Source organism: Burkholderia sp. 22PA0099, assembly GCF_047497165.1.
In the GTDB taxonomy this organism is placed as follows: domain Bacteria; phylum Pseudomonadota; class Gammaproteobacteria; order Burkholderiales; family Burkholderiaceae; genus Burkholderia.
The window spans coordinates 2,228,040-2,241,505 of sequence record NZ_CP163165.1 but is presented as its reverse complement, the minus strand read 5'-3'; the positions used below and the strand labels follow the sequence as shown (position 1 = coordinate 2,241,505).

Sequence of the window (13,466 nt, the reverse complement as noted above, 5' to 3'; positions counted from 1 at the left end):
GCCGTTCACCACGCCCAGCGCACCCCGGCATTGCCCGTGATGGTGCGCTGGTGTTCGCCGCCGAGGTTCGTCAGATAAGCGAGCGTGGCGTACACGCTGCCGCGCTTGCTCAGTTGTGCGATCAATCCGGCGCCGATCTGCCCGGCGGTCTGGCCGACCTGCGTGCCGAGCGTGGTCGCGCCGCCGAAGGTGGTCTGGTCGTCGGCGCCGAACGAACGCAGCAGGCTCACGCGCACGTAGGGCTTCCAGCTCACGCCGTGCGCGTCGAACGCCCATTGCAGGCGCGCGCCGATCCGGCCGAGGAAGGTGTTGCCGTTGTTCCAGTTCACGCTCGACACGCCGTCGTCGAAGCGATCGAGCGACAGCCATTGCCAGACCAGTTGCGCCTGCGGTTCGAGCGTCAGCCCGTAGCCGAGCGCGATCGGCAGCCCGGCCTCCAGCGAGCCGGTAAACGCGTTGCCGTTGGTCGAGCCGTTCAGGTTGTCGTTCGCGTGGGTGCGCACGGTCAACGCGCTGCCCATCAGCACGGCGTCGGTGTACCAGCCGCCCGGGCCGATGTGGGTCCAGTAGCCGCCGAGATCGTAGGCGTTCACCTGCAACGTGCCCACGCCCAGATCGCGCTGCGCGAGCGCGAAGCCGTCAACATCGCCCACCGCGCGCGAGAAGCCGAGGAAGAAGCCGTAATGGTTGCGATGCCCGCTCGGGCTTTGGTCCGCATACAGTTCCTGCCCGACCTGCATGCCCCAGACGGTGCCGTCGAACGACGGGCTCGCATCGCCCTGCTGCCGCATGTTGCTGTAGCCGCCCCACACGCGTGCCCAGGCGGCCGGCACCGGGCCGTGCTCCGACAGCAGGTCCTGCCCGCCCAGGCGATCGTGGAAGGTATCGATCTGTTGCTGGCCCAGTTGCCGCGCAACGGCCGGCGCTTCCGAATACAGCGGCACCGCCATCCGGTAGATCGGCTCGGGGGCGCTGCCCGGCGCGGCGTCGGCGACGGCCTCGACGATCGCCTCGGGCGTGCCGGCCGCCGGTGTAATGGCCTGCGTGGCGGGCGGCGGCGCGGGTTGCCCCGGCATGACGACGGCCGGCTGCGGCTGGGGCGGAACCGAATTGCGCAGATACCAACTCTGGCTGGCGCCGCTGGCAGGCCCGCCCTTGGCGAGAAAGTACGCGTAGGCGCCCGCGCTGACCGTGCCGCCCGCCAGCGTGAACGCGCCGTCCGCCGTCGCGGCGGCGTTGTTGGCCTGCACCACCTGGATGCCGTCGCCGAGCGTCTGCGCGCCGGGGCCGCCCACGTTGGTCACCTTCAGCGTGGTGGTGCCGGTCGCCTCCACCCCGGCGACGATCAACTTGTCGGATGCCGCGCCGTCGCCGCCCAGGTACGTATTCATCGCGATGGCGGCGTTCTGCCCGATATAGTCGCCCGCCACCGTCAGCGTGTTGCCCACGCCGGGGCCGCCAAGCTGGATCAGGCCGGCATTGGTCAGGTGTCCGATGATCTGCAGGTTGCCGGTGGCCCCGCTCGCGAGGCCCGCGAACGCGTTGGCCACCGCGATCGTGCCGGTGTTGGTCACGTTGCCCGTCACGCTGCCGTAGCCGCCGAGCGTCGCGCCCGGCGCCACCGCCACCAGCCCGTTGCCGGACAGCGCCGCGCCCGGGTGGGCCGCATCGCCGACCAGCAGCGCCCCCGCATTCACGTTCGTGCCGCCCGCATAGCTGCTGGCACCGTTCAGCGCCAGCGTGCCGCTGCCGAGCTTGGTCAGGCTGCCCGCGCCGGTGATGTTCTGGGCGATCGTCGACCGGAAGCCCTGTGTGTCGATCGTGCCGTTGTTCGCCGTGATCGACAGCGCGCGGCCCGGCGACAGATCGAACGCGCTGCCGAATTGCAGCGTGCCGCCGTTGAACGCCAGGCTTCCCGACGATGCGCCGAGCGCGTTGTCGGCCGCCACCGCCAGCGTGCCCTGCGTGAGGGTCGTGCCGCCCGCGTAGGCGTTGCCGCCGAGGGTGGCGGGCGCGAGCGTCAGCATGCCCGCCCCGCTCTTCTCCACCGCGCCCGCGCCGCCGATCGTGCCCGTGTAGCTGCCGGCCGCATCCTGCTGGAAGCGCACCAGCCCGTTGTCGGTGACGGCCAGCGGCAGGTTCGCCGCGTTGGCCTGCAAGGTCGCGCCCGCGTTGACGGTGGCCGCCACCGTGGCCGTGGTGGTGCCGAGCGTGCCGGTCAGGTTCAGCGTGCCGCTTTGCACCAGCGCGCTCGAGAACGTGCCGGTGCCGGCCCAGTTCCAGGCGTCGCCCGCCATCGTCAGGCTCTGGAAATTCGTGAACGCGTTCGCCGCGGTGCCGCTGCCCTGCAAGGTCACCGTGTTCGAACCCGCGCCGCCGTCGGCCGTGCCGATGATCTGCGAGCCGGTCTGCAGGATCAGCGTGACATTGCCGTTGCCGCCGCGAATCGCGGTGCCGCCGCCGCCCTGGATCAACCCCGCGTTGGTGATCGTGGTGTTGCCGTTGGTCGAGCGCACGCCGATGCCGTTGTTGCTGATGATCCGGCCGCCGGCCTGATTGGTGATGGTCGCCGTAAACGAGCTGCCGAGCGTGTTCGACACCACCGCGTCGACGCTGCCGCCGCTGGTGGCGGTGCCGGTGGTCTGGATCGTGCCGCGGTTGATCAGCGTGTCGTTGTTGCCCTGCATATAGGCGGCCGGCGCGTCGCGGCCGTTGGTGGTGAGCGTGCCGCTGTTGTCGATCGTGCCGTTGCCGCCCAGCAGCGACGCCGCGCGCGCGTTGTTGCCCGAGGTGGTGACGGTGCCGGTATTGACGAGCGTGTTGCCCGACGCGCCGGCATTGCTCTGCCCCCACGCCGCCGTCATGCCGTAGGCGTTGTTGCCGGTGGTGGCGATCGTGCCTTGATTGACCAGCGTGTTGCCGTTGCCGTTCGCGGCGATGCCGTCGTTATAGGCGCCCGTCGTCGAAATCGCGCCGGTTGCGCCATTGGTGATGGTGTTGCCGCTGTTCACGCCGATCAGCATCGCGCCGCGGTTGGCGACGCCCGTGCCGTTGCCCGACATCGACAGCGTGCCGTTGTTGGTGATCGTGCTGGCGGTATCGACGGAAAACGGCGTGGGCGTGGCGCTCAACACGTAGTTGCCGGTCGAGGTCGAATCGAGGCCGATCGACACGCCGGTGCTGCCCGGCACGGCCACCACCGACGGCACGTTCGCGCCGCTGCACGTGACCGCCGCGCCGCTGGCCGGTGCCGTGGCCGAGCATGCCGCATAGGCGCCCACCGGCAAGGTGCCGGTCAGGATCGCCATGCTGCCCCAACCCAGATTCCTCGACGTTTTTTTCATTGCTCCGCTCGCATTTATTGATGACGTCATTGCTGCAAACCGGCACGTGAATCGGGTTATAGCACCCGATCCGAAATAAACGCAAGGATCGCTTGTTTAACATCGTCAATAAATTTGCAATGCGAAATGCTTGAATGGGGAGATGGTGCGATGCGGCATGAACATGCTTGCGGCGTGGGTTTCCCGAGAGGGGGCTGATCGGGAATTCAAAATAGGGGCATGCAATTTTTGCCTGATGGTTTTGATATTCGGCAATAAGGAAGCGGTGATTTATTTAAATCAGATGATTTCCAATCGAATCAACCGAACGGGCATTTCGATTGATTGGACCGATAAAACCGGAGGCATTTCGGCGGCCTCGAAGGCCAGCATCGCCGCGGCGCTTCGGGTATGCTCCCAAACCCGATTCCGTCCACGCAGCCCCATGCCGCCTCTCCACAGCCAACCCGACTTCTACCGCCTCCTCGCCGACAGCCACGCCCGCCTGCTCGGCAAACCGCTCGTGCCGCACGGCGACACCCTCTCGCCCGCCGAAGCCACCGAATGGCTCTACGAGCACGCGCCGTTCGCGGTGCTCGCGCACAACACCGCCGCCGACCCGGTGTTCATCTACGGCAACAAGGCCGCGCAGCAGCGCTTCGGTTACGACTGGGACGAGATCACCCGGCTGCCGTCGCGGCTGTCGGCCGAAGCGCCGAACCGCGAGGAGCGGCAGCAATTCCTCGAACGTGTGCAGCGGCTCGGCTACGAAGCCGGCTATCAGGGCGTGCGGATCATGAAATCGGGCGAACGCTTCATGATCGAGGAAGCCACGCTGTGGCAACTGATCGACGCGCACGGCACGCTGCACGGCCAGGCCGTCGTCATCCCGCGCACGCGCGACCTCTGACACAACCGCGCTGAACGGCCACCGCGTCAGGCCGCTTCAGGCCGCAACCCGCACCTCCCGCTCCGCCCCCTGCCCGCGCCGCCGCCCCGGCGACGCGGCCAGCAACTGCCGCGTGTAATCCGCGCGCGGCGCATCGAGCACGGCCTGCGCCTCGCCGGCCTCGACCACCTTGCCGTCCTTCATCACGAGCACGCGATCGCTGACATGGCGGATCACGTCGAGATCGTGCGAGATGAAAATCAGCGACACGCCCAGCGACGCCTGCAATTCGCCGAGCAGATCGAGCACCTGCGCCTGCACGTAGACATCGAGCGCCGACACCGGCTCGTCGCACACGATCAGCGCCGGCTCGGCCGCCACCGCGCGCGCGATGGCGATGCGCTGACGCTGGCCGCCCGACAGCGATACGGGCCGCCGGTCGAGATAGCTGCCATCGAGGCCCACGCGCTCCAGCAGCGCGATCGCGCGCGCCGCATGCTCGAGCTTCGGCAGCCGCGCGGCGTACAGGCCGTCGTCGAGCAGCTCGCGCACGGTATGACGCGGATCGAACGAGCCGAGCGGGTCCTGCGGGATATAGCGCAGCCGGGGCCGCGTCTCGCGGCGCTCCCGCTCGCGGGCGCCCGCGCCGTTCCAGCGCCGGCCGAGGAATTCGACTTCGCCGGCGCTCGGCGCGAGCAGGCCCAGCACGATATTCGCGGTGGTGCTCTTGCCCGAGCCCGATTCGCCGACGATGCCGAGCACCTCGCCGCGCCGCACCGAGAACGACACGTCGTCGAGTGCGACGAACGGCGCGCCGCCGCGCTGCGGATACACCTTGCCGATACCGTCCACGCGCAGCACCACGGCGTCGCCGGGCGCGCGCCGCGCGGGCAGCGGTTCGCGCACGGTGCGCAATGCGACATCGCCCGCTTGCGCCGCGTCGTGTTCGTGTTCCGCTTCGGGTTCCTGATCATCGGCCAGCCGCGCGGTGGCAAGCCGGTGCCCGCGCGAACGGCCATCCGGCTGCGCGGCCAGCAACTGCCGCGTATAGCGATGCGCGGGCCGCGCCAGCACGCTGCGGGTCGGCCCGCTGTCGACCACCTCGCCGCGATGCATGACGAGCACACGGTCGGCAATGCCCTCCACCACGGCCAGGTCATGGCTGATCAGCAACAGGCCGATGCCGGTGCGCAAGCGCTCGGCGAGCACGGCCAGCACCTGCGCCTGCACCGTCACGTCGAGCGCGGTGGTGGGCTCGTCGGCGATCACGAGCGGCGGCGCGGCGGCGATCGCCGAGGCGATCAACGCGCGCTGGCGCAGGCCACCCGACAGTTCATGCGCGTACTGCGCCGCGCGCCGTTGCGGCTCGGGAATGCCGACGGCCGCCATGGTCTCGTGCACGCGCGCGATCCGCTCGCGCCGCGAGCGCGCCGCACCGTGGCGCGCCACCGCCTCGCCGATCTCGGCACCGATGGTGCGCAACGGATCGAGCGACACCAGCGCGTCCTGCATCACCAGCCCGGCGAACGCGCCGCGCACGGTGCGCCAATCCTTCTCGCGCCAATCGAGCGCGGGCCGCCCGTCGATCTCGAAGCGCTCGGCGCTGACCCGCGCGCCCGCGCCGGCCAGCCCGATCAGGCTGCGCGCGGTCAGGCTCTTGCCCGAGCCCGATTCGCCGACCAGTGCGACGCATTCGCCGGCACGGATCGTCAGGTCCACGCCGCGCACCAGCGGCGCGGCGCCGGCCGCGTGCGCGAAGCCGATCGACAGGCCCCGCACGTCCACCAGCGTTCGCCCGGGTTGGCCGGGTTGTCCATCCAACGGCGGCACGCCGCCAGGGAATTTCGATCGTGCGTTCATCAGGCACGCCCTCCATGACGACGCGACAACACCTTGCCGATCACCGTGAACGCCATCACCGTCAGCGTGATCGCCGCGCCGGGGAACACGCTCGGCCACCACGCGACACGCAGCACGTCGCGCCCTTCGGCCAGCATCACGCCCCATTCGGGCGTGGGCGGTTGCGGCCCGAGGCCGAGGAAGCTGAGTGCGGATACGGCCAGGATCGCGCTGCCGATGTCGATGGTCGCGATCACGGGGATCGCCGCCAGCACGTTCGGCAGCAGATGCCGGAAAAACACCCGCGTGCGCGAATAGCCGTAGGCCGGCGCATGCGTGACGTAATCGGCGCGGCGCACGCCGAGCGTCTGCGCACGCAGCACGCGGCCGAATTTGGGAATGCCGGCGATCCCGACCGCCACCGCGATATTGACGATCCCCTGCCCGGCGAACGACACCACGAACAGCGACAGCAAAATCGGCGGAAACGCGGACAGCACGTCGAAGATGCGCGACGCGCCCTCGTCGAGCGCGCGCGGCCCGAGCCCGGCGGTCAGACCCACCACCAACCCGATCAGCAGGCTCACGCCCATGCTGGCCAGGCCGATCACGAGCGAATAGCGCGCGCCGTAGATCACCCGCGCGAGCACGTCGCGGCCGATCCGGTCGGTACCGAACACGTGCTCCGCGCCGGGCGGCTGCAAGGCGTGCGCCACGTCGCTGACGAGCGGGTCGTAGCGCGTGAACGCATGCGGAAACGCCAGCGCCACGGCCAGCAGCACCAGAAACGCCACCGACAGCAGCACCGAAAGCGGCCAACGCCACGGCCGGCGCGCAGCGCGCGCGGCGGTGGCGACGGGAACGGCGAGCGCCGCGTCGGGCGCGGCGGTGGACAAGGCGGACAGATCGCTCATGACTTGCGCAGCCTCGGATCGATGAACAGATAAGCGACATCGAGCAGCGTCGAGATCGCGACATGAACGAACGCGGCCAGCAGCACCACGGCCAGCACCACCGGCACGTCCTGCGAGGTCACCGCATCGAGCGTGATGCTGCCGAGGCCCGGCCGCCCGAACATCTTCTCGGTGATCACCGCGCCGCCGAGCAGGCCGCCGATCAGCCAGCCGCCGAGCGTCACCACCGGCAGCAGCGCGTGCCGCAGCAGGTGCCGCACGCGCAGCCCGAACGCCGACACGCCGCGCGCCCGCACGGTGGTCACGAACGGCCGTTCGTACGCCGAATCGAGCGCCTCGCGCATGACCTGCGACAGCACCCCGGCGGTCGGCAGCGCGAGCGTGACGGCCGGCAGCACCAACGAACGCCAGCCGCCGCCGCCCGACACCGGGAACCAGCGGAAATGGAACGAGAACGCGATCAGCAGCAGCATGCCGAGCCAGAACACCGGCATCGACGTGAAGCCCAGCTCCACCACCGACGCCGAGCGGCGCAGCCATTCGCCGCGCCGGTCCTGCGCGCCCGCCGTGACGGTCGCCGCGCCGAGCGCGAGCAGCAGCGCCAGCAAGCCAGCCGAGCCGGCCAGTTGCACGGTCGGCCACAGCTGGCTGACCAGCACCGAGGCCACCGGCTGCTGCATCACGAACGAGGTGCCGAGGTCGCCGTGCGCGAGCCGCAACAGGAACTGCCCGTACTGATACGGCAGGCTGTGGTTCAACCCCCACTGCGCGGCGATCGCGTCGCGCAGGCCCGGATAGGTCAGGTCGCCGGCCAGGATGTCCTCGATGCGGCCCGGCAGCGCATGGATCGTCACGAACGCGGCGCTGGCCGCCAGCCACAGCACCAGCAGCCCGGTGCCGAAGCGGGTCGCGATCTGGCGCAACATGATCAGTGCTCCTTGCGATCGATCCAGAGCTCGTAGGCGCTGTTCGGTCCGTCGAGTTCCGGCTCGAAGCCGATGCCGTGCACCGTCGATTTCGCCGCGATGTGATAGGCCGGCGCGAACAGCGGCACGATATACGCCTGATCCACCGCGCGATGCTGGATGTCGGCCAGCAGCTTGCGCCGTTCGTCGCCCACCGGCAGTTGTCGCGCGCGGTTGATCGCGCCGGTGATCTCCGGGTCCGACTTCGGAATCGCGTTGTACAGGAAGCCGTGATCGCCGAGCATGTCCCACAGCTCCATCGCCACGTCCGACGGGTTGTCGGTGTTCGGGTAGATGTACCAGACGCCGCTGGCCTTCTGGTTCGCGAAATCGCCGGCGGTGGTGATGTGCAGCTTCAGGTCGAAGCCGAGGTTCTGGCGCAGCGCCGACTGGATCGCGCGGATCAGCACGTCGCGGCTGTCGCGCACGTAGGGTTGCGGATAGCCGACCTCGATGCTCAGGCGCTTGCCGTCCTTGGTGCGGAAGCCTTCCGCATCGCGTGCGGTCCAGCCCGCCGCGTCGAGCAGCGCGTTCGCGCCCTTCACGTCGTTGCCCCAGGTGCCCTTCAGCGCGGCATTGGTGTCGGGGTTGTCGGGGCCGATGTTCGACCACGCGCGTCGCACCGTGCCCAGGTAGACGCTCTTCACGATCGCGTCGAGATCGAAGCCGTCGCGCAGCGCGCGGCGCACGCGCACGTCGTCGGCGGGCGCGATCGTGTAGTTGACGTTCAGCGTGAACGAGGTGGTGGCCGACGGCCCCGTGTAATAGCCGAAGCCGTCCACGCCCTCGAACACCGGTGCGTCGGTGGGCTGCACGCCCTCGATCATGTCGACCTGGCCCGAACTGAGCGCGCCGGTGCGCACCGCGGCCTCGGGCAGGAAGCGGTACACCACGCGGTCGAGATAGGCCGGCCCCTGATGCTGGGCGCGCCCCGATGCCCACTGGTAATCGGGGTTGCGCGTGAACGTGGCCGACTGGCCGCGCTGATACGCGCTGAACACGAACGGGCCGGTGCCCACCAGCGGCGGGCCGCCCGCGCACAGGTCGGCGGCCGATTTGAGCGCCTTCGGCGAGATGAAGCCGAGCTTCACGCTCGACAGCGATTCGAGCGTGGTCGAATCGGGCTGCTTCATGACCAGCTTCACCACGCTCGGCGACACCACTTCCGCATGATCGAAGTGCACCAGCAGCGACGACGAGGCCGAGGTGGTCGCCACGTTGGCGAGGATGTAGTCGAAGTTGGCCCTGACGGCGCTGGCGTCGAACGGCGTGCCGTCGGTGAAGTGCACGTCGTCGCGCAGGTTGAACGTGTAGACCTTGCCGTCGTCCGACACGCTCCAAGATTTCGCGAGCCACGGCGCATAGCTGCCGTCGGCGCGCTTGTCGATCAGCGAATCGAATACGTTGCGGATCACCCAGAACGCGTTCTGCTGCGATGCGCGGTGCGGGTCGAAACAGGCCGGCTCGGTGGTCACGCCCCAGGTGAGCGTGCCGCCCGCTTGCGGTTTCAGCGCCGCTTGCGCGGCAGAAGCAGAGGCGGAGGCCGAGCCGTTGCCCGCGCCCGCCGGCTCCGATTTTTCGCAGCCGGCCAGCGTGAATGCGGCCACTGCGGCGAGTGCGCCAAGCAAGGTGGCCCGCGACGCGTGCGTCGTCGGCCGGTCAGTCGATGTTGATGCAAAGCGATTCATGCAGCGTGATCCCCGAACAGAACGAGACAGCCTAATTTCGACTGCCTGCGGGGGACAACGAAGCATTGCTGCTAACGATATGGGCGGCGCCGCTTCGAACCATCGCAGCAATGGAACGAAGGCGGCGCGCGCGCCGATCAGCTCTCCACGTCGGCCAGGCTGAAGATGCCGGTCTGGTCGTTGTACGAGAACACCTCGCCGTAACGGCCCCAGGCGATCAGCGCGTCGAGCGTTTCCTCGGCGGTTTCGTCGGGCAGGAAATCGCCCAGTTCCTGCTCGAAGCGCACGCGCGGCGCGCGATGGCCGGGGCGCTCGTTGAGCACCGTGCGAATCCGCGCCGCCAGCGGCACATGGCGCAGCAGGTGATCGGCGAACAGCGTCTTGCGCTCCTGCGTGCCGTAGTCGGCGAAGATGCGGCCGGCCGGCGTCAGTTGCACGTCGCCGTCGCGCACGTCGGCGAACGCCAGATGCTGGAGCACTTCGGCGATCGGGAACAGGTCATCAATATGCAGGTGCAGCGAACGCGCGATTTCCGGCATGTCGGCGCGGCCGTTGTACGGCGCGGCGGCCACCGTCTCGATCAGCCCGGCCATCAGGTTGGTCGACACGTGCGGCAGCCAGCTGCCCAGTTGCCATTCGTCGCGCGCGGTCTCGCCCAGGTTGCGGGTGGTCATCTTCGCGTAGATGTCGTCCACCAGCTTGCGGAACACCGGGTCCAGCCGGTTGCGCGGGTGCTTGAACGGCACCTGGATCTCGGCCACCACGCGGCCCGGGTTCGACGACAGCACCAGGATGCGGTCGCACATGAACACCGCTTCCTCGATGTTGTGCGTGACGATCAGCACCGATTTGATCGGCATGCGGCCTTGCGTCCACAGGTCGAGCAGGTCGGTGCGCAGCGTTTCGGCGGTCAGCACGTCGAGCGCCGAGAACGGCTCGTCCATCAGCAGCAGCGTCGGGTCCACCACCAGCGCGCGGGCGAAGCCGACGCGCTGGCGCATGCCGCCCGACAACTCGCGCGGGTAGGCGTTCTCGAAGCCGTCGAGGCCGATCAGGTCGATCGCGGCCAGCGAACGGCGGCGGCGCTCGCTCGCGTCCACGCCGAGCGCTTCGAGGCCCGCTTCCACGTTCTGCAGCACGGTGAGCCACGGGAACAGCGCGAAGGTCTGGAACACCATCGCACAGCCCTGCGCGGGGCCGCGCAGCGGCTTGCCCATGTAGCTGACGTCGCCGCTGCTCGGCTCGATCAGGCCGGCGATGATGCGCAGCAAGGTGGATTTGCCGGAGCCGGAACGGCCCAGCAGGCCGACGATCTCGCCCTCGCGCAGCGAGAGGTTCACGCCGTCGAGCACGAGTTGCTCGCCCTGCGACTTGTCGAAGCCGCGGCGCACGTTGTCGATGCGCAGCACCTCGGCGCCATGGGCCGACGCGCCGTTCGTGGTGGCGGCCGCTGCCGTGCGGTCGGCGCTCAGGATGTCCGTATTCATGATGAGGTCTCCTTGGTAACCGGGTTAATCGAGGCGGAGTTTGGATTCGGCGTACGCATACAGCGGGCGCCAGAGGACGCGGTTGAACAGCGTCACGAACAGCGACATCACGACGATGCCGAGAATGATCTTCGGGAAGTCGCCCGCCGCGGTGGTCTGCGCGATGTACGCGCCCAGGCCGTGCGCGGCCAGCTTGGTGTCGCCCCACTGCACGTATTCGGACACGATGCTGGCGTTCCACGCGCCGCCCGAGGCCGTGATCGCGCCGGTGATGTAGTACGGGAAGATGCCGGGCAGCATCGCGCCGCGCCACCATTGCCAGCCGCGAATCCGGAAGTTCTTCGCCACTTCCTTGTAGTCGTTCGGGTAGGCGGTGGTGCCGGCGATCACGTTGAACAGGATGTACCACTGCGTGCCGAGCACGATCAGCGGCGACAGCCAGATGTCGACGTTCAGGTGGAAGTGCACGATGAAGATCACGAAGATCGGGAACAGCAGGTTGGCCGGGAACGCGGCCAGGAACTGCGCGAGCGGCTGGATCTTCTCGGCCAGCGCCGGGCGCAGGCCGATCAGCACGCCGAGCGGCACCCAGATCACCGACGAGATCGCGATCAGCAGCACCACGCGCAGCAGCGTGATCAGCCCCAGGCCGAACACGTGGCCGACCTCGTCGAGCGTGACGCCGGTGCGCATGTAGGCCACCACGCGCACCACCGCATACAGTGCGAGCGCGCCCATCACCGTGGCGAACACGATGTCGCCGGCCAGCGTGGCCTTGCGCGCGGCGGACGGCGCGGCGGCCTGGCGGCGCGGCAGGATCCGCAGGCGCATGCGGGCGGTGGCGGCCAGCATCGAGCCGGCCGGCGCGAGCATCCGGTGAATCAGCCGCGTGCGGCGCACCATGTCGAGCAGCCAGGATTGCGGCGCGTCGGCCGAGGCGGTGTTCTCCATGCGGAACTTGTCGGCCCAGGCCACCAGCGGGCGGAACAGCAGTTGGTCGTAGGCGAGGATCACCACCGTCATGGTCAGGATCACCCAGCCCACCGCGCCCAGGCTTTTCGTGGCGATCGCCTGCGAGAGATACGCGCCGATGCCCGGCAGCGTGATGGTGCTGTCGCCCACCGTGATCGCCTCCGAGGCCACCACGAAGAACCAGCCGCCCGACATCGACATCATCATGTTCCAGATCAGGCCCGGCACCGCGAACGGCACTTCGAGCTTCCAGAAGCGTTGCCAGCCGGTGAGCTGGAAGCTGCGCGACACTTCCGACAGATCGCGCGGCACCGAGCGCATCGACTGATAGAAGCTGAACGTCATGTTCCAGGCCTGGCTGGTGAAGATCGCGAAGATCGCCGCCAGCTCCGCGCCGATCACGCGCCCGGGGAACAGCGCCAGGAAGAAGGTGACCGTAAACGAGATGTAGCCGAGCACGGGCACCGATTGCAGGATGTCGAGGATCGGCACCAGCACCTTCTCGGCGCGCCGGCTTTTCGCGGCCAGCGTGCCGTAGGTCAGCGTGAACACGAGCGAGGCGAACATCGCCGCGAGCATGCGCAGCGTGGTGCGCATCGCGTATTCGGGCAGATGCGAGGGGTCGAGCGAGATGGCCTCGGTTTTCAGCGTCGAGATCGGCGCGAGCGTCTGGTGAAAGCCGATGGCGGCCATCGCCAGTATGCCGATGATGAGCGGAAAGGCCAGCAGGTCCCAGCGATTGGGCAGCACGCGGGACACGGACGGGTTGGCCGTCAGGTTGATGCCGAATTTCAGATTCATCGATAACCTCATCGCGGTGGAGGCGAATGGGCAGCAAGTAAGGAAAACGAAACAAAAGCGCAGGGCTCTCGCCAGCCGGGCGTGCCGGGCACGGGCGTGGAGACGGCGCGCATCGTACGGCCGTCGAATGACAGCCGTGCGATCAGCGAACCGGTCGGACCGGGGCGCACGAGCGCCATCGCGCAGGCGGATCGGCGCTGACGCGCGAACGCATGACGAGACGGCGCCTCATGGCGCGGGAACAGGATGCACGGGGAGGTAAAGCGACGCGCACCGTCTGCCTGTTGGCAGGACGGCGGCTGGGATGGGAAGCGCGGACGTCCTGCCGTTCAGGCAGCGAATCTGATCGAGGTTCGACTACTACAAGAGTCCAAGGCTTTTGCCCCAAATTTGAAGACCTGCGGATTCTAGGCGGCCTGCAAAACATAAGTCAACATCATTTTCGACAAAGTCTCGCAGGCCGTGGAATCGGTTCACGGCGGGCCTTTCGAGGCTTACGGAAAACGGTGCGCGAATCGTCTCGTTGAACTGAACAACCCGCTGCCGGAGGCCGGTGCGAAACCGGTTCGGGCGCGGGTTGTGGGCTCG

8 protein-coding genes are annotated in these 13,466 nt (G+C 68.5%); 1 reads left to right on the top strand and 7 read right to left on the bottom strand.

Going from position 1 to position 13,466, the window contains the following annotated elements; all coding sequences use genetic code 11:
* Positions 1-5 precede the first annotated feature (5 nt).
* Positions 6-3,308: an autotransporter outer membrane beta-barrel domain-containing protein gene (locus AB4851_RS25645; protein WP_414451945.1), complete on the bottom strand. Its 3,303-nt coding sequence runs from the start codon at positions 3,306-3,308 to the stop codon at positions 6-8.
* 460 nt (positions 3,309-3,768) lie between these two features.
* On the opposite strand from AB4851_RS25645, the gene AB4851_RS25640 reads away from it, so the two are divergent.
* Positions 3,769-4,233 carry an MEKHLA domain-containing protein gene (locus AB4851_RS25640; protein ID WP_414449325.1) on the top strand — a complete coding sequence of 155 codons (465 nt, stop codon included), beginning with the start codon at positions 3,769-3,771 and terminating at the stop codon, positions 4,231-4,233.
* A 36-nt stretch (positions 4,234-4,269) separates the two neighbouring features.
* Here the strand turns inward: AB4851_RS25640 and AB4851_RS25635 are convergent, their stop codons facing one another.
* The 6 genes from AB4851_RS25635 to AB4851_RS25610 form a co-directional block, all read right to left on the bottom strand.
* Positions 4,270-6,072 (bottom strand): ATP-binding cassette domain-containing protein, encoded by a 1,803-nt coding sequence (locus AB4851_RS25635; RefSeq protein ID WP_414449324.1) that lies wholly within the window; start codon positions 6,070-6,072, stop codon positions 4,270-4,272.
* A complete protein-coding gene (locus tag AB4851_RS25630; RefSeq protein WP_414449323.1) occupies positions 6,072-6,965 on the bottom strand; it encodes an ABC transporter permease in 894 nt (297 codons plus the stop codon). The genes AB4851_RS25635 and AB4851_RS25630 overlap by 1 nt, the downstream gene beginning before the upstream one ends.
* Entirely contained in the window at positions 6,962-7,891 is a 930-nt protein-coding gene (locus tag AB4851_RS25625) for an ABC transporter permease (protein ID WP_414449322.1), read from the bottom strand. The genes AB4851_RS25630 and AB4851_RS25625 overlap by 4 nt, the downstream gene beginning before the upstream one ends.
* 2 nt (positions 7,892-7,893) lie before the next feature.
* Positions 7,894-9,558 carry an ABC transporter substrate-binding protein gene (locus tag AB4851_RS25620; RefSeq protein WP_414449321.1) on the bottom strand — a complete coding sequence of 555 codons (1,665 nt, stop codon included), beginning with the start codon at positions 9,556-9,558 and terminating at the stop codon, positions 7,894-7,896.
* A 197-nt stretch (positions 9,559-9,755) separates the two neighbouring features.
* Complete coding sequence (locus tag AB4851_RS25615) at positions 9,756-11,105, bottom strand: AAA-associated domain-containing protein (protein ID WP_414449320.1); 1,350 nt, start codon at positions 11,103-11,105, stop codon at positions 9,756-9,758.
* A 24-nt stretch (positions 11,106-11,129) separates the two neighbouring features.
* Positions 11,130-12,878 carry an ABC transporter permease gene (locus AB4851_RS25610; protein WP_414449319.1) on the bottom strand — a complete coding sequence of 583 codons (1,749 nt, stop codon included), beginning with the start codon at positions 12,876-12,878 and terminating at the stop codon, positions 11,130-11,132.
* Between the last annotated feature and the right edge of the window lie 588 nt (positions 12,879-13,466).